The organism is Pikeienuella piscinae (assembly GCF_011044155.1).
Lineage (GTDB): Bacteria > Pseudomonadota > Alphaproteobacteria > Rhodobacterales > Rhodobacteraceae > Pikeienuella > Pikeienuella piscinae.
Map to the genome: position 1 here is coordinate 929,633 of NZ_CP049056.1, position 15,997 is coordinate 945,629.

Consider the following 15,997-nt stretch of genomic DNA (forward strand, 5'->3'; position numbering starts at 1 on the left):
CGTTACTCGGCGGCCTCCGCCGCCGGGTCCGCGCTCGGGATGATGGAGACGAAGGTTCGCCCCTTCATGCCCTTGTGAAACTTCACCGCACCCTCGACCGTGGCGAAGATCGTATGATCCTTGCCCATGCCGACATTCGCGCCCGGCCACCATTTGGTGCCGCGCTGGCGCAGGATGATGTTGCCGGGAATGACGGCCTCGCCGCCGTATTTCTTCACGCCAAGACGGCGACCGGCGCTGTCGCGACCGTTGCGGGAGGAACCGCCTGCTTTTTTATGAGCCATCTCGTTCTCTCCTTACTCGGCGCTGATCGCGGTGATGCGAACGACGGTCAGATTCTGACGATGCCCGACCCGGCTCTTGGAGCTCGACTTCCGCCGGCGGCGCTTGAAGGCGATCAGCTTCGGCCCGCGGGTCTGCTCCAGCACTTCGGCGCTCACCGCGGCGCCGGCGACGCGCGGCGCGCCGACGGTCACGCCGTCCTCGCCGCCAAGCATCAGAACCTCGTCGAAGCTGACCGTGTCGCCAGCTTCCGCCGCCAGCCTCTCGACCGTCAAAACGTCGTTGGCGGCGACCTTATACTGCTTGCCGCCCGTCTTTATCACCGCGAACATCGCGCGCGTTCCTTTTCTCGCATCCGCGTCCTGCGGCGGCGGTTTCCCGCGCTTTCGAGCCGTTCCAGCCCGCCTCGGACAGCGCGCCCCGGTCGGGGCGTCATAACATTAGCCGCCGGCGGCGGTTCATTCGCCCCGGCGGAGCGCGCCTTATCCCTGAATCGCCCCGACCCGTCAAGTCGCGCGGGGACGGTCTATGTGCTGATCCCGGCGCGCCGCAGAGCCGCCAGAAAAAGCGCACGGTCCCCCGCGCCGCTGAGGACTTCGGCCGCGAGCGCGACGTCAACCCAGATCGGCTGATGGTCTGGCTCGCTCGGCGCCGCGACTTGCCGGCCGGCGGCGCAGAGATAGATGTGGCACACCTTTTCAGCTTGATAACCGTATTGCGGCAGCCATGTGAAACGTCTGTATACGCCGATCCGGCGGATCGGGCTGACACGCCAACCGGTCTCCTCCATCGCCTCACGGTGGAGCGCGCGCAGCGGGCTTTCGCCCGCCTCGATCCCGCCGCCGGGCAGCGCGATTTCCTCGCCCTTGCTTTCGGTCAGCGCGAGCAGCGCGCGGCGGCCGGCGAGTATGACGCCATAAGCGCCTGGCCGCATACGATAGCGAACACCCTCGCGCCGCGGGCCGCCGAACCGGCGCATCAGGACCGCCGCGCCGGCGCCCGACTCAAAACGCCTCCAGCCCGGCGAAGTCGATCGCCTCGAAATAGGCGATCTTGTCCTCCAGCGCGCCTTCGCCCGAAAGCTGGACCAGCACCTTGCCGCCGACCAGCGCCATGATCTGGCCGTCACGGGCGATGAGATAGCGCTGCTTGCCGACGCGGCGCACTTCACCCTGCGCCGCCATCATCGCGGCGTTTCCGAGCATCCCCGCCATTCCGGCGATCATCGGGCTGTCGGCGATGAGCCGGATCTCGATCCGCTCCGCGCCCTGGACGTACTCGGCCCCCGCCGTCAGGCCGCCGCCGAACATCGCGGCCGCGGCGGCGTCTGAATCGTCATCCTCGCGCGTCCAGCCGGACAAGGGCGCCGGCAGATACGCGCCCAGCCCCTCCGCCTTCTTCTGACCCAGCAGAACCGCGGCGAAGTCGATCTCGTCCTTGGCGGTGGCGAGGTCGCCGGCGCGATAGGCTTCAAGCGCGGCGGCGATGCTGTCTTCGATCTCGTCCGCGGCGGCGAAAGGGGCGAGGCTAAGGCAGAGTGCGGCGGAGAGTGCGGGGATGCGAACCATCGGGCGCTCCTTTCCTTCCTGATCAAGAGCATGCGTCCGCCCGCACCATCGCGGCTCCGCGCCCGGGCCGCAATCCCGCCGACGCCGGTTTGCGCCGTTTCGCAATCCGCCCTATCAGAACGCGGAGTGCACGACACCGGACCCGCCATGAACGATCAGACGCCCGAAGCCCCCCATTTTCCCGGCGATGACAGCATTCTGCCGTTCCATCTGGAAAGAGCGGGCATGCGCGGCCGCGTCGCGCGTCTGGACCGGACGTTGGACGCGATTCTCGGCACGCACGCCTATCCGGCGCCCGTCGCGGCGCTGGTTTCGGAGGCGGTGCTCCTGAGCGCGCTTATCGGTCAGGCGATGAAACTTCGCTGGCGGCTTTCGCTCCAGGTTCGGGGCGAGGGGGCGATCCGGCTGATCGCGACCGACTATTTCGCCCCGGCGCGCGAAGGCGAGCCGGCGCGAATCCGCGCCTACGCCAGTTTCGACGGCGATGCGATCGACGCAACCGCCGCGCCCTTTCCACAGCTCGGCGCCGGCGTCGTCGGCGTGACGATTGACCAGGGGCCGGACATGGCGCCCTATCAGGGCGTCACGCCGCTGACCGGCGACGCGCTATCGGCGGCGCTGGAGGTCTATTTCGCACAATCCGAGCAACTCGCGACGCGCTTCAGCATCGAGACCGCGCTGTCGGAAACGCCCGGCGCCGCGCCCGCGTGGCGCGGCGGCGGCGTGATGATCCAACAATTGCCAGGCGCGGGCGGCGCCGCTCCCGACGCGCCATCGGGCGAGGACGGGCTGATGAGCGCCGAAGACGTCGTCGGGCTGGAGGGGCGCGAAGATGACTGGAAGCGGGTCGCAATGCTGCTCGCCACGGTGGAGACGCATGAACTGGTCGGCCCGCTGGTGGCGGCGGATCAACTTCTCGTCCGGCTCTTTCACGAAGAGCGCCCGCGGGTCTGGCCGGCGCAGCCGGTGCGCTTCGGCTGCACCTGCTCGGCCGCGCGGGTTGAGGCCGCGTTGGCGCAATACCCGGCGGAGGACATCGCCGAGATGATCGAAGCGGATGGCCTTATCGCCGCCGACTGCCAGTTCTGCGGCGCCTCCTATCGGCTCGACCCGGCGTCTCTCTCCTCCGGGGACTGAGGGGGCGATGGCGCGGACGCCAACGGCGTCCACATCCTCGCCGGTCTGATCGAGAACCCCCTACCCTGCGCGACACGCGGCGAGCAACGCATCCACCTCGTCCGCGCCCGTCGCGTGGGAGCAGACCAGCCGGACCGTGACATGGTCGGGCCCCGCGTCGCCCGCCCAATTGTGATAAGCGGCGCCCTTCGCCCGCGCCGCTTCATGCGCCGCGCGGGGCAGTTCCGCGAAGACAAGGTTCGCTTCGACCGGATGAAGAATGCGAACCCCCGGCAGGGCGGAGAGCCCGGCGGCCAGATCGGCCGCCATGCGGTTGGCGTGCTCGGCCAGACGAAGCCAGCGGTCTTCCTCCAGCAGCGCCGCGACCTGCGCCGCGACGAAGCGCATCTTCGAAAATAGATGCCCGGCGCGTTTGCGCCTGAGTTCGAACTCCCAGGCGAGCCGGTCGTCGAAGATCACAACCGCCTCCGCCGCCAGGGCGCCGTTCTTGGTGAAGCCGAGACAGAGGATATCCACGCCGGCCTCGTGGCTCATCTCGGCCGGGCTTGCGCCGGTCGCCGCCAACGCGTTGGCGAAACGGGTGCCGTCGAGATGGACTGAAGCGCCGGCGGCCTTCGCGGCGCCGGCCAGCGCGCGGAGATCCGCCGCCGAATAGACGGTCCCGGCCTCCGTCGCCTGGGTGAGCGAGAGCGCGCCCTTCTGAACGTGATGAACCGCGCCGCCGGTCGCGCCGATGGCGGCGTCGAGCGCGGCGGGCGCGATCCGTCCGTCGCCGCCGGCCAGCTTCACGAGCTTCGCACCCCCGGTGAAGAACTCGGGCGCGCCGCATTCATCCTCCTCGACATGGGCGTGGTCGTGGCACCAGATCGCCCCCCAGGGCGGCGTCAGCGTGGCCAGGGCGAGCGCATTCGCCGCCGTCCCGGTGGCGACGAAATGAACCGCCGCGTCGGGCGCGCCGAGAACCTCGCGCACCAGTCCGCGCGCCCGTTCGGTCACGGCGTCGGCGCCATACGCCATCGCCGGCCCCTCATCGGCCCGCGCCATCGCCTCTATCACGCCAGGCGCGGCGCCTGCCGCGTTGTCGGAAGTGAACCACATCAGATCATGCCCTCGATTATCCGGTCTTCGTAGTCGTCCTCGTCCACCTCCCATTCGGGAACGGTGCGGCCGTGGACGGAGATTCCGGCTTCCCGCACCGTCTCGCGACTGCCGGAGACAAGGTAATGCCATTCGGGAAGATCGCCGCCCTCCGCCAGCACCCGATAGGCGCAGGTTTTCGGCATCCAGTCCTTGTCGCTCGCGATGGTTTCGGGCGAGAGCCGCACGCAGCCCTTCACCAGTTGGAACCGCAGCGCATAATTGCCGCAGCGGCAGGTCCCATCGTCGAAAAGCCGGCAGGCGACGTCGGTATAGGCGATCTCGCCAGTGTCCTCATCCTCGAGCTTGAGTAGACAGCAGCGCCCGCAACCGTCGCAGAGCGCCTCCCATTCCTCGCGGCTGAGATCGTCGAGCGGGCGGTCGCGCCAGAAACCAGGACGAAGCGCGGCGGCGCCCTCCTCTTTTCTCACCATGCCGTGACCCCGTCCGCGCCGCATCGCCATCGCGGCGCAAGGGGCCATATAATGACGCCCGAGACAAGAGATGGAACCATGATGCGCATTTTCCTGATCACGATCGGGCTCGGTGTATTCCTCGTCGCCGGTCAGACCCTGCTTGGCCATTTCGGACCGCCGGAGGGCGGGCGCTTCGACGAAAAGGTCGTCCGCATCACCCGCGAGGCCCCCGCGCCGGAAACCGAGATCCGCATCGCCGGCGGCGGCGTCACGTCGCTCGCCGCGTGGCGCGGCGAGGTCGCCGTGGTGACGTTCTGGGCGACCTGGTGCTCCATTTGCGTCAAGGAGATGCCGGAGTTGCAGGCGCTCGCGGAACGCTACCGTGGCCGCGGGCTTTCGGTGCTGACCGTCTCGGTCGATGAAGCGCCCGCGGAAAAGCTGGTGCTGGACTTTCTGGAGGGACGAGGCTTCGACCTTCTGCCGCCGCTGATCGATATCGATCACGCACTCGCCCGTCGGGTCGGGATGCGCGGCACGCCGACAACGGTGATCGTCGATCGTTTCGGCCAGATCGTCGCGGCGTTCGAAGGGCGCGCGCCCTGGGCCGACGACGCGACGCATGAATATCTCGAAGCGCTGATCGGGGTGCAAAACGCGCGCGAGTCACGCCTGCTCTTGTCATCACCGGCCTCTGCGGGCAGTTAACGTCACGAGCGCCGACCCCGCGCGCCGAGATGAGGAGCCGCCGTGGACGTCGAAACAGTCAAAACCATCTTCGAAACCCATTGGCGCAAGGGCTGGGGGTCGGTCTCCGTCCAGGAGGCGATGTTCATACAGGAGGTCATCGCCGCCGACCGACCGAAAGCCTTCGTCGAGATCGGCGCCGCTTCCGGCATTTCCGGCGGCCTGATCTGCCGAATGCTGGCCGAAAACGGGGGCGAGAATTTCACCACCTACGATCTTTCCCACAAGTTCTTCGGTGATCTGAGCAAACCGGCCGGCTACCTGATCGACGAGATCTATCCGGGCGGCCCGATCACGGTGGAGCGGCGTTTCGGATTCACCGCGCTCGACATCATCGACCACGGCGCGAGCTACGAGATGGCCTTCGTCGACGGCAATCACAAGCATCCCTGGCCGCTGATCGACACGCTCTTCCTGTCGGAGGTCCTCGGCGGATCGCGAAAGATCATCCACCACGATCTGCGGCTCTATCGGCTGCAGCCGCGCCCGATCGGCATCGGCCCGAAATATCTTTTCGACCAGTTCCCGGAGGCGCGCCGCAGGGCTTCCACCGCGAACCGGGGCAACATCTTTCATATCGACCTGACGATGAAGACGGCCGCCCTCGCCGAGATCGCCGAAGCGGCGATCCATCTGCCGTGGACGCTGTCCGAGCCGCTCGACGCAGAGCAGATGGAGCGGATCCGGGCGCTGATCGAACGGGTCTATGGCGCGCAGCTCCTCGCCGCGTTCGACAAGGCGGCAGAACGCTACAACTTCACCGCGCCCGCCTATCGGCCGGCGCGCGCCGCGGCTGCGCCCCGCAAGCGGGCTTTCGGATTGTTTCGCGGACGCTGAGGCGGGGTCACCCCGGGCCGATCTCCGCGCGCGTCACCGCGACGGATTTCACCACCGCCGAACAGGATGCGCCGGGCGCGAGGCCGAGCGCGCCAAGCGAGCGCTGCGTGACACGCGCCAGCATTCGCTGATCGCCGACGCGAAGCGCGACCATGGCGCCGGGGCCTGCGCCGAAATGCACATCCTCCACCACGGCCGGGAGAACATTCAGCGCGGACAGCCGCGAGACCGGCCCCACCGCAAGGATCACGTCATCCGCCCGGACCCGGAAACGGATCGTCGCGCCGACCGACGCCGCGACGCCCGGCAGAAAGACCCGCGCCCCGCCGAGCGCAAGTTCCGTCAGCCCGTCATCGTGATGCGCCGCCACCGTTCCTGCGAGCACGGCTCCGGCGAGAGACGGGCCGATCACAGGCGCGAAGCCGGGATCGGCGAGCATGTCGTCAAGCGGGCCGGCGCGGATCACGCCGCCATCCTTCATCACCACGATATCGGAAGCGAGCCGCGCCACCTCAGCAAGTGAATGGCTGACGAAGACGATCGGCGTCTTCGCCGCCCCCCTCAGCGCCTCGAGATAAGGCATCACCTCCTCTTTCCGGCTTTCATCCAGCGCTGAAAGCGGCTCGTCCAGCAGCAGAAGTCGCGGCGCCGTCAGCAGCGCCCGGCCGATCGCCACGCGCTGACGCTCTCCACCCGAAAGCCCGGGCGTCGGCCGCCCGAGAAGCGGGCCGAGATCCAGCGCGCCGACCACGTCGTCGAAGTCGGGCCGGCGCCCAGCCCGCCGCGCGCGCCGCGCGGCATAGTCGAGATTGCCCCTGACCGTCAGATTCGGAAAAAGCCGCGCGTCCTGAAAGACGTAACCGACGCCGCGCCGGTGGCTGGGAAGCATCCGCCGGCCCGTCTGCCAAGGCTCCCTTTCGAAGATCACGCGGCCCGTCGCCCCCTTCTCCAGCCCGGCGATGACCCGCAACACCGTAGTCTTGCCGCAGCCCGAAGGACCGAAAAGCGCGGTGACCCCGGCGCCCGCGATCTCCGCCCGGAATTCGAGCGCGAACCCCGGATGAGAGACGCGAATGTCGAGCGAGAGCGCCATCTCAGAGCACCCGCATCGGGTAGCGGCGGTTCACGCTGTAGACGAGAAGCAGGACGAGAAAGGAGAAAACCAGCAACCCGGCGGAGAGCGCATGCGCCGCCGCGTAGTCGATGACCTCCACGCGCTCGTAGATCTGGATGGAGATCACCTTGGTCTGGCCGGGAATCGACCCGCCGACCATCAGGACGACGCCGAATTCGCCGATCGTGTGCGCGAATGTCAGCACCGAAGCGGTCAGGAATCCGCGCGCCGCCATCGGCGCCGCGACGGTGAAGAACGCGTCGCGCGGGCTGGCGCCAAGAGTCGCCGCCGCCTCCAGCGGCGCGCGGCCGATCGCCTCGAACGCGCCCTGCAGCGGCTGAATCATGAAAGGGGCCGAATAGACGACCGAAGCGATGACGACACCGGTGAAGGAAAAGACCAGCGTATCGCCCGTCGCATTCAACCAGAATCCGCCGAACGCCGAATTCGGGCTCAGGAGCAGGAGGAAATAGAAGCCCATCACGGTCGGCGGCAGAACCAGAGGCAAAGCGGTCACCGCCTCCAGCGCCGGCTTCAGGCGCGATCTCGTGTGCGCCAGCCACCAGGCGAAGGGCGCACCGAGCGCCAGCAGCACGACGGTGACGACGGCCGCCAGCCGCAGCGTCAGGAAGAGCGGACCCAGATCCGGCGCGCTCATCGGCTATTCCACGCCGTAGCCGAAGGCGGCGGTGATGGCGCGCGCAGTCTCGCCGCCGAGAAAGGCGAGAAAGGCCTTCGCCGTCTCGTCCTCGGCGCCGGGAAGGAGCAGAACCGCGTCCTGCCGGATCGGCGCGTAGGCCCCCTTCGGGACCCGAATCAGCGAACCTTGCGGCGGGGCGCCCGGTGGGCGAACGGCCGAAAGCGCCACGAAACCGACCGCGGCCGCGCCGCTTTCTACCAAGGCGAAGGTCTGGCCGATATTCTCTCCCATCACGATCTTCGGCCGCACGCCCTCCCAGAGCCCCAGCGCGGTCAACGCCTCCCGCGCCGCCGCGCCATAGGGCGCCAGGTCAGGATTGGCGATGGCGACATGCCTGACCGACGGGTCGTTCAACGCCGCCGCAAGCCCGTCGCCAAAGCGCCCCTCATCCGCACTCCAGAGCACAAGCTGACCGAACGCATAGGTGAAACGGGAGCCCTTCGCGGCCAGGCCCTCCGCCTCCAGCCGCTCCGGAGTCGCGGCGTCAGCCGAAAGCATGACGGCGAAGGGTGCGCCGGCGCGGATCTGCGCGTAAAGTTTGCCGGTCGAACCCGTGGTCAGCTTCACCTCTTCCCCGGTTTTCTCAGTGAAGGCGGCCGCGATGCGCTCCGCCGCGATCGTGTAATTCGCGGCGACCGCGACCACCGGCGGCTCGGCTGTCGCCTCACCCGGCGCGCCCATCGCGAATACGATGGCGATAGACGCGGCGGCGAGCGTCCGGCGGCGGGCTGCGAAAATCATGGGCGTCCTTACGTCGATATGTACGGCAAGACATATCACTGCACCGCCTTTATCCGGCAAGCGCTATTTCCCTTCGGGAATATCCTTCAGCATCGCGGCGAGCGTCCGAATCTCTGGCGCGGCCGCGTCGGCGAACCGCGCCGCGATACGCCGATAGGCCGCGAGCACGCGCTCCCCCTCCGGCGTGAGCACCGCGCCGCCGCCTTTCGGACCGCCGCGCGTGCTCTCGACCAGCGGCGCGCAGAATATCGCGTTCATCGTCTCAACCAGCAGCCAGGCGCGCTTGTAGCTCATGCCCATGCGCCGCCCGGCGGCGGAGATCGAGCCGGTTTCGGCGATCAGTTCCAATAGGTCCGCTTTGCCGGGCCCCAGCATGGCCCCCGGTCCGAAGACGATGCGAAAGCGCAGCTCCGCCGGATTCGAGTGTTCGGCTTCCGGCGCCAGGTCTCAATCCTCCCGCTGCGCCCGGCGCCAGACGATATAGGCGGCGGCGAAACCAGTCAGTCCGGCCAGCGCGAACACGAACTCACGCGGGACTCCGACGACGCCGATCAGAACGGCGGCGAGACCCGCGGAAGTGACCATGCAAAGACTGTCGATCACGTTGGAGCAGGCGACGAATTGCCCCTTCCGCCCCTCCGGAGCCTTTACCTGGTATTCGACATTGAGCGGCGTCACATAGAGACCGGCGAACATCGCCATGAAGACCAGTGCGCCGAGCACCGGCCACGCGTCGACTCGACCCAGGAACTCCCCAACGGTGAGCAGGCCCTCTCGCCCTTCCAGGCCGGCGCCGTAATTCCGCACGGCGGCAAGGAAGAAGAGAGAACCGACCGCCATGCCCGCGGCGCCCCAGGGCGCAGTCTTCAGCGTCACGCGCCCCTTGACGATGATGCTGTAGAGAACGGCGCCGACAGCGATGCCGACCGAGAAGGAGGTGAGCAGGATGAGCGCCACATCTTCGGACGCCAGTAGGGAAAACTTGGCGATCTGGAAGATCAGCGAAAGAAACGTCGCCGCCGCGAACCAGAACCAGCCAAGCGCCAGCATCGCGAACATCGCCGGCTTTTCCGGGCGGCATTCGATGAGGATCTGCACCATCGCCACCGGCATGACCCAGTTCACCCTGGGCTTCGGCCCCTGCGGCGGCGCGGGCGGCGCGGCGAAGCTGGCGAGCCAGCCGATCACCGCAATGGCGACGACGGCGATGGAGATGCCGAGCACGCCGCCTTCGGTCAAAACCAGTTTCGCGCCGAAAATCTGACCGAGCAGGATGGCGAGAAAGGTCGCGCCCTGGATGAGCCCGTTCGCCGCCGGCATCTCATCGCGCTTCATGTATTGCGGCAGCACGCCGTACTTGATCGGCGCGAAGAACGCCGATTGCGCGCCCATCAGGAACATCAGGCAGAAAAGGACTGGCAGGCTTTGCGTCAGATAGGCGACCGCCGCGATCCCCATCAGCACGATCTCGGCGAATTTCACCCAGCGCATCATCCGCGCCTTGTCCACCCCGTCAGCGATCTGTCCCGCCGTCGCCGCGCAAACCGCGAAAGGCAGGATATAAAGCCCGGCGGAAATCTGGACATAGGAATCAACCTGCCCCTCCGTCAGCATCAGACGGTCGGCCAGTCGATAGGTCAAAAGCGCGACGAACGCGTTCTTGAAGGTCTGATCATTGAAGGCGCCAAAAAACTGAACCGCGAAAAGCGGCCAGAACCGGCGCGTTCCGAACAATGCGAACTGGTTTTTCGCAGCCTCGCTCGGCGCGTCCACCGCGATTTCCGAACTCATCGTCCGCCCTCCCCTGCCATAGGGGAGTTTCCGCATGTTCCGCCCCGGGGATCAAGGGAAAGGGATGCGCGGGGGGCTTTCCCCCGCGCCCCGGACGCGCCCGGACGATATCGCCCGGGCCGCTCCGTCAGGCGTTCGCAGACGCCTTGCCAGAGCGCCAGTTGCGATTGCGGCGCGGCTTGCCCTTCGATCCTTCGTCCGCGCGGCGCTGACGCGGCGCGCCGTTGGATTTGCGCGCTTGCCCGTGCGGGCGCCCGCCGCCACGATTGCCGCCGCCGCGCGAGGGCGGCGCCTCGTCCGGGCCTTTCGGTCCTTCGCCGACAAGCGCCAGCTTCACGCCGATCAGGCGCTCGATGGCGCGCAGATAACCGCGCTCGGAGGCGTCGCAGAAGCTGACCGCCTCGCCCTCGGCCCCGGCGCGGGCCGTGCGGCCGATGCGATGGACGTAACTTTCCGGCTCATTCGGCAGATCGTAGTTCACCACATGGGTGACGCCGCCGATATCGATGCCGCGCGCCGCGATGTCGGTCGCGACAAGCACCCGGACCGAGCCGGCGGAGAAACGTTTGATCGCCCGCTGGCGGGCGTTCTGGCTCTTGCCGCCATGAATCGCATCGGCGACCACGCCGGATTTCTCCAGTGTCTCGGCCACCTTGTTGGCGCGGTGCTTGGTGCGGGTGAACAGGATCACCTTGTCCAGGCTCCTGTCGGCCAGCAGATCGAGAAGCACGTCGTTTTTCGCCTTGCCGTCCATGTGTCGGACCGTCTGCGCGATCCGGTCGACCGGAGTCGCCTGGGGCGTCACCTCGACGCGCGCGGGTTCGGTCAGGAACTCCGCCGCCAACCGAGCGACCTCGCCCTCCATCGTCGCGGAGAAGAGCAGCGTCTGACGCGCTTTCGGCGTGCCGCCGACGATGCGTCGAACGTCATGGACAAAGCCCATGTCGAGCATCCGGTCGGCCTCGTCGAGCACAAGATGCTCGACCGCGCCCAGAGAAACATGGCGCGACTGGATATGGTCCAGAAGCCGCCCCGGCGTTGCGATGACGATATCGACGCCGCGCGAAAGCGCCTTGATCTGGTTTCCGTGCCCTACGCCGCCGAAGATCACGGTCTGGAAGAGCCGAAGGTGCTGCGCGTAGCTCCGCATCTCCTCGCCGATCTGGATCGCCAGCTCACGGGTCGGCGCGAGGATCAGCGCCCGCGGCCCACGGGCGCCGCGCTGCGGCGTCTTGCTCGCGAGCGCATGAAGAATCGGCAGCGCGAAAGCCGCGGTCTTGCCCGTCCCGGTCTGGGCGATGCCGATCATGTCGCGGCCCTGCATCAGGGCCGGAATCGCTTGCGCCTGGATCGGCGTCGGGATTTCGTAGTCGCGCGATTTAAGAGCGCGAAGAATGGGCTCGGCGAAGCCGAGCTCCTGAAAGGTCAGTTCTGTCACTTGAAGTCCTTCACCGCCTCGGGCGCATCGCTGTGACGCGGCCCGGCGGGCGGCCCGTTCCGGGCGCAGCCGGTAGAGGCGGATTTTTCGAGGGCCTCGCCCGCGACCGGTCTCCACCCATCGAGTTCGACAGGGACAGGACGTTGCGCCATCGCGGGGTCAGGCGTGTGGGAGGGCAAATGCGCCCTTTGCCCCGATAAGTCAACAGTGCTGACAAAACTCTTGTCAGCGACTCGGCGCCGCGGGCAGTGTGCCGGTCCCGGAGGAAATCGATGTCCACATTTGCGCTCGCGGTGTTTTTTCTGCTGATCTCGCCCGGTCCGGGCGTGCTGACGACCGCCGGCGTCGGTTCCGGATTCGGCTATCGGCCGGGACTGCGTTTCGTCGCCGGGCTGTTCATCGGCACCAATCTCGTCGCGTTCGCGGTCATTTCCGGGCTCGCAGCCGTCGCGCTTTCGGTCCCGGAGGTGCGGGTGGCGCTGGTCTGGGCTTCGGCCGCGTTCTTTGTCTGGCTGGCGGCGCGGATCGCGCTTTCGGGGGCGCGGATCGGCTTCATCGAAAGCGCATCCGCGCCGGGATTCATCGGTGGACTTCTCCTTCAATTCATAAATCCGAAAGCCTACGCGGTGAACAATCTGCTCTTTTCAGGCTATGCGTTCTGGCCTGAGAGCCTGGCCGTGGAAGTCGTGATCAAGCTGCTGATCCTCAACGCGATCTGGATCCCGGTGCACCTGGCATGGCTGGGCGCCGGGGTCGCGCTGAAGCGACTCGATCTTTCCCCGGGCGCGCAACGGGCGATCAATCTCGCCATGGCGTTTTCACTTCTCGCCGTCGTCGCGCTCGCGGCGCTTTCGGAACGGTGAGGCGAGCTAACCGCCGACAAGCCCGGCGAGCGCCGCGCGCCCCTGGTCGACCAGATCGGCGTAGGCCGCGAGCGGCGCGTCGGCCGAGGGGACAAGATCGGCGATCTCCGCCCGCTTCACATAAATCGCGAAGAGGATCAGCGCGAGAACCGCAACCGTCGCGAAACCGGCGAGAAAGGCGGCCCCGGCGCGCGGCCCGTGGTCGGCGTCCTCACCGGCGCGCAGCGAAGCGGCGAATTCGTCCGGCGCCATGGCCAGCAGCCGGCGTTCCTCGGACAGGTTCCGCGCCGCGCGCGCATCTTCCGAGCGGGCCGCCTCGCCCGGTTCGCCCTCTATCGCCGGCGGCTCAGGCGCGGTGATCGGGCGCTCAGGCTCAGGCGGAAGCACGGCGTCCCGGTCCGTCTCACGCCCCGACGCGCGCAGCATCTCGCGCTCGCGGGCGGCGGTCCTGGCGGCGTCCACGGCCGCCGCGGCTTCGGCGACGCTGGCGACGGGCGCCTCCTGGAACCACTCCTTCGCACAGCTGGCGCATCGGACCCTCCGGCCGCGCGCGCCGATCGCCCCAGGCTCGATTTCATATTCCGCCGCGCAGGACGGGCAAGTCAGACGCATGTGCTGTTCCGGTCCCTCTGGTTTGCGCCGCCACCCGGCCCGCTCCGAACTTATAACGCGCCGCGCGACGCGCGCCAAGCAAGCCCCCGCGCGCCCGTTCAATCTCGACGTCGAGGGGGCGTTGTCACGCGCTTCCGGCTTTGCGATTGTCGCGCCGCGCGAAGCAGGATGAAAGCCGGAACGGATGATCGAATTCAGGGCGGCGGGGTTCAGTTACGGCGAGAACGCGGTGCTTTCCGACGTCACGCTCACGCTCAGCGCCGGCTCGATGCACTTTCTTGCCGGGCGGTCCGGCGCCGGAAAGACCACGGTGCTGCGGCTGATTTACCTCGCGCTTCGTCCCGATACCGGGGAGGTTCGCGTCTTCGATCGCGACACCTCCGCCATTCCACGTCGCGAGGAGCCGGCCATTCGGCGGCGGATGGGCGTCGTCCTGCAGGATTGCGACCTGATCGACCACATGACGGTGCTGGAGAACATCTCGCTTCCGCTTCGCCTACCAGGGCGGGAGATCCGGCCCGCGCAGGAACTTCGGGAACTCGGCGCCTGGGTCGGGCTTGGCAAGCGGCTCGGCGCGCGCCCGGCCGAGTTGTCGTCGGGCGAACGCCAGCGCGCCGCGATCGCACGCGCCGTCGTCGCATCACCCGACCTCATCATCGCGGACGAGCCGACCGGAAATGTCGACGCAGACACCGCGGAGCGCATCATGTCGCTCTTCATCGAGTTGAACCGTCTTGGAAAAACCGTGGTGATCGCGACTCACGACCTCAACCTGATGCGCGCGGCGCAGGGCATGAGCGCGCATGTCCTCAAGGTCGAGAACGGGCGCATTTTTCGTTCCGGGGCGCCGCTATGAACGCGCTCCGCCTAGTTCAGGGCGCGCTGAGCGCGAAGGCGCCGCCCATCGCGCCCCGCGCGCGCGTGATCGGCGGGCTGATCGCGCTGGTCGCCGCGGCGACGGGGTTTCTCGCCGCTGCGGGAGCGTTGACCGGCTTCGCCGCTGACCGGATCGCCGGGCGCTGGTCGGCGGAGCTTTCGGCCGTGGCCACCGTGCGCGTCTCCGCGCCCGCAGAGGGAGACACGGACGCGATCGCGCTCTCCGCGCTCGCGGTGCTGGAAAGCACGCCAGGCGTCGCCTCGGCCCATCTCCTCTCGGAGGCGGAGAGCCGCGCCCTGCTCTCGCCCTGGCTCGGGCCCGACGCCGATATCGCGGCCCTGCCCGTCCCGGCGCTGATCGATGTCCAGCTTGAGCCGGGCGGCCCCGACGTGGAAGAAGTGCGCCGGCGCCTGGCGCTCGACGCGCCGGGGGCCGTCTGGGACGATCATCGGGAATGGCGCGCGCCGCTGATCGTCGCCGCGCGCGGTCTGCGGCGGGCGGCGGCGGCGGGTGTTCTGCTTTCCACCGGCGCTCTCGCCGCAATGGTGGCCGTAGCGGCCACGGCGACGCTCTGGTCCGGTTCCGGCGTGGTCAGGACGCTGAAACTCATCGGCGCCGAGGATCGTTTCATCTCCCGCGCCTTCGAGCGCCCGTTCGCGCTACGCGCCGCGATCGGCGCGGGACTGGGCGCGCTGGTCGCGGCGCTGATCGCCGCCAACATGCCGCCGGTCGAAGGGATCGAGAATTTCACCGCGGGCGGGCTTGGCGCGGACTGGCGCGTTATCCTGATCACGCCTTTCGCGGCCGCGTTGATCGCCGGGCTGACCGCGCTCGGCGCGACGCGGGCGGCGGCGCATTTCGTGCTGCGCGGGAGGTGAGACGGTGCGCTTTCTGCGCTCGGTCCTGTTCTTCTTCTGGCTCTACGGACTCATGGCTGTCTTCGGGCTTTTCTTTCTGCCGATGGCGATCTGGTCTCGCGCGGGCGCCTATTTCGGCATCCGGGTTTACCTTCGCTGCGTATTCTGGGGACTTCGCGTTTTCTGCGGCCTCACCGCGGAGACCCGCGGCCCGATCCCTCAGGGAGACGTGCTGATCGCCGCGAAGCATCAAAGCTTCCTCGATGTTCTCGTTCTTCTTCGCGATCTTCCGGCGGCGCGGTTCGTGATGAAGCGGAGCCTGATCTGGGCGCCGATGCTGGGGTTCTACGCGCTGCGAATCGGCGCCAGCCCGGTGACGCGCGGGCGGGGATGGGCGTCGGTCGGCGAGATGATGCGCGAGATCGAGCGGCGGCGCGACCTCGACGGACAGCTTGTGATCTTTCCCCAGGGAACAAGAGTGAAGCCGGGGGAGAAAGCGCCCTACAAGCCCGGATCGCACCTCGTTTACCGGACCTACGGCCTGCCTTGCATTCCAGCCGCCGCGAACACCGGGCATTTCTGGCCGCGCCGCGGCGTCGCCCGCAAGCCGGGCGTCGCGGTGATCGAGTTCATGGAGCCATTGCCCGAAGGCCTGTCGCCTTCAGAATTCGTCGCGGCCCTTGAAGAGCGGATCGAGCCGGCCACCGAACGGCTGGCGAAAGAAGCCCGCGACCTGTGGCGCGCCTGAGGCGGTCGGAAGGCTCCGGCCGATGGAAACACCTGACCCGGCGCGTGTCCCGCCAACCGTCACGGAGAAGTCGACGGGCCGCGCCAGTTCTCGCGGGGTTTTCAGCATACCGCAGATCCGGCCGGCGGCGGAAAC

At 68.0% G+C, this 15,997-nt stretch carries 19 protein-coding genes and 1 pseudogene; 7 read left to right on the forward strand and 13 right to left on the reverse strand.

Annotated elements, in window-relative coordinates; genetic code table 11:
• Window positions 1-2 precede the first annotated feature (2 nt).
• The 4 genes and pseudogenes from rpmA to G5B40_RS04445 all read right to left on the reverse strand — a co-directional run bounded on the left by rpmA (window position 3) and on the right by G5B40_RS04445 (window position 1,850).
• A complete protein-coding gene (gene rpmA / locus G5B40_RS04430) occupies window positions 3-284 on the reverse strand; it encodes a 50S ribosomal protein L27 (protein WP_165095523.1) in 282 nt (93 codons plus the stop codon).
• Window positions 285-302: 18 nt separating this feature from the next.
• Window positions 303-614: pseudogene (gene rplU / locus G5B40_RS04435) on the reverse strand (50S ribosomal protein L21); the annotation flags it as partial.
• A 194-nt stretch (window positions 615-808) separates the two neighbouring features.
• A complete protein-coding gene (locus G5B40_RS04440) occupies window positions 809-1,261 on the reverse strand; it encodes an NUDIX domain-containing protein (RefSeq protein ID WP_246209706.1) in 453 nt (150 codons plus the stop codon).
• A 25-nt stretch (window positions 1,262-1,286) separates the two neighbouring features.
• Window positions 1,287-1,850, reverse strand: a complete 564-nt coding sequence (locus G5B40_RS04445; protein ID WP_165095528.1) for a hypothetical protein — start codon at window positions 1,848-1,850, stop codon at window positions 1,287-1,289.
• 147 nt (window positions 1,851-1,997) lie between these two features.
• On the opposite strand from G5B40_RS04445, the gene hslO reads away from it, so the two are divergent.
• A complete protein-coding gene (gene hslO / locus G5B40_RS04450; protein WP_165095531.1) occupies window positions 1,998-2,987 on the forward strand; it encodes an Hsp33 family molecular chaperone HslO in 990 nt (329 codons plus the stop codon).
• 60 nt (window positions 2,988-3,047) lie between these two features.
• Here the strand turns inward: hslO and G5B40_RS04455 are convergent, their stop codons facing one another.
• Complete coding sequence (locus G5B40_RS04455) at window positions 3,048-4,085, reverse strand: threonine aldolase family protein (protein WP_165095534.1); 1,038 nt, start codon at window positions 4,083-4,085, stop codon at window positions 3,048-3,050.
• Entirely contained in the window at window positions 4,085-4,558 is a 474-nt protein-coding gene (locus tag G5B40_RS04460; protein ID WP_165095536.1) for a YcgN family cysteine cluster protein, read from the reverse strand. The genes G5B40_RS04455 and G5B40_RS04460 overlap by 1 nt, the downstream gene beginning before the upstream one ends.
• A 78-nt stretch (window positions 4,559-4,636) precedes the next feature.
• Here G5B40_RS04460 and G5B40_RS04465 point away from each other — a divergent pair, with 78 nt between their 5' ends.
• Both G5B40_RS04465 and G5B40_RS04470 read left to right on the forward strand, forming a co-directional pair.
• Complete coding sequence (locus tag G5B40_RS04465; RefSeq protein ID WP_165095539.1) at window positions 4,637-5,245, forward strand: TlpA family protein disulfide reductase; 609 nt, start codon at window positions 4,637-4,639, stop codon at window positions 5,243-5,245.
• A gap of 42 nt (window positions 5,246-5,287) precedes the next feature.
• Entirely contained in the window at window positions 5,288-6,121 is an 834-nt protein-coding gene (locus G5B40_RS04470) for a class I SAM-dependent methyltransferase (RefSeq protein ID WP_165095541.1), read from the forward strand.
• A gap of 7 nt (window positions 6,122-6,128) precedes the next feature.
• Here G5B40_RS04470 and modC read toward each other — a convergent pair whose 3' ends face one another.
• The 6 genes from modC to G5B40_RS04500 form a co-directional block, all read right to left on the reverse strand.
• A complete protein-coding gene (gene modC / locus G5B40_RS04475; RefSeq protein ID WP_165095544.1) occupies window positions 6,129-7,214 on the reverse strand; it encodes a molybdenum ABC transporter ATP-binding protein in 1,086 nt (361 codons plus the stop codon).
• 1 nt (window position 7,215) lies between these two features.
• Window positions 7,216-7,893, reverse strand: coding sequence for a molybdate ABC transporter permease subunit (modB, locus tag G5B40_RS04480; RefSeq protein WP_165095547.1), 678 nt, complete (start codon window positions 7,891-7,893; stop codon window positions 7,216-7,218).
• A gap of 3 nt (window positions 7,894-7,896) precedes the next feature.
• Complete coding sequence (gene modA, locus G5B40_RS04485; RefSeq protein WP_165095549.1) at window positions 7,897-8,676, reverse strand: molybdate ABC transporter substrate-binding protein; 780 nt, start codon at window positions 8,674-8,676, stop codon at window positions 7,897-7,899.
• A 63-nt stretch (window positions 8,677-8,739) separates the two neighbouring features.
• Window positions 8,740-9,051: a winged helix-turn-helix domain-containing protein gene (locus G5B40_RS04490; RefSeq protein ID WP_165095551.1), complete on the reverse strand. Its 312-nt coding sequence runs from the start codon at window positions 9,049-9,051 to the stop codon at window positions 8,740-8,742.
• A gap of 72 nt (window positions 9,052-9,123) precedes the next feature.
• A complete protein-coding gene (locus tag G5B40_RS04495) occupies window positions 9,124-10,467 on the reverse strand; it encodes an MFS transporter (protein WP_165095553.1) in 1,344 nt (447 codons plus the stop codon).
• A 127-nt stretch (window positions 10,468-10,594) separates the two neighbouring features.
• Window positions 10,595-11,905: a DEAD/DEAH box helicase gene (locus G5B40_RS04500; RefSeq protein WP_211907410.1), complete on the reverse strand. Its 1,311-nt coding sequence runs from the start codon at window positions 11,903-11,905 to the stop codon at window positions 10,595-10,597.
• Window positions 11,906-12,177: 272 nt separating this feature from the next.
• Here G5B40_RS04500 and G5B40_RS04505 point away from each other — a divergent pair, with 272 nt between their 5' ends.
• Window positions 12,178-12,768, forward strand: coding sequence for a LysE family translocator (locus tag G5B40_RS04505; RefSeq protein ID WP_165095555.1), 591 nt, complete (start codon window positions 12,178-12,180; stop codon window positions 12,766-12,768).
• A gap of 6 nt (window positions 12,769-12,774) precedes the next feature.
• On the opposite strand, the gene G5B40_RS04510 is transcribed toward G5B40_RS04505, so the two are convergent.
• A complete protein-coding gene (locus tag G5B40_RS04510; protein WP_165095556.1) occupies window positions 12,775-13,380 on the reverse strand; it encodes a zinc-ribbon domain-containing protein in 606 nt (201 codons plus the stop codon).
• 184 nt (window positions 13,381-13,564) lie between these two features.
• Here G5B40_RS04510 and G5B40_RS04515 point away from each other — a divergent pair, with 184 nt between their 5' ends.
• Genes G5B40_RS04515 through G5B40_RS04525 form a run of 3 tightly spaced genes read left to right on the forward strand, consistent with a single transcriptional unit; the run spans window position 13,565 to window position 15,862 of the window.
• Window positions 13,565-14,236 carry a cell division ATP-binding protein FtsE gene (locus G5B40_RS04515; RefSeq protein ID WP_165095559.1) on the forward strand — a complete coding sequence of 224 codons (672 nt, stop codon included), beginning with the start codon at window positions 13,565-13,567 and terminating at the stop codon, window positions 14,234-14,236.
• Window positions 14,233-15,135 carry a cell division protein FtsX gene (locus G5B40_RS04520; RefSeq protein WP_165095562.1) on the forward strand — a complete coding sequence of 301 codons (903 nt, stop codon included), beginning with the start codon at window positions 14,233-14,235 and terminating at the stop codon, window positions 15,133-15,135. Before G5B40_RS04515 ends, G5B40_RS04520 begins: the two co-directional genes overlap by 4 nt.
• Window positions 15,136-15,139: 4 nt before the next feature.
• The gene (locus G5B40_RS04525) at window positions 15,140-15,862 is read left to right on the forward strand and encodes a lysophospholipid acyltransferase family protein (protein WP_165095565.1); all 723 of its coding nucleotides are present in this window, start codon (window positions 15,140-15,142) and stop codon (window positions 15,860-15,862) included.
• Window positions 15,863-15,997: the final 135 nt, after the last annotated feature.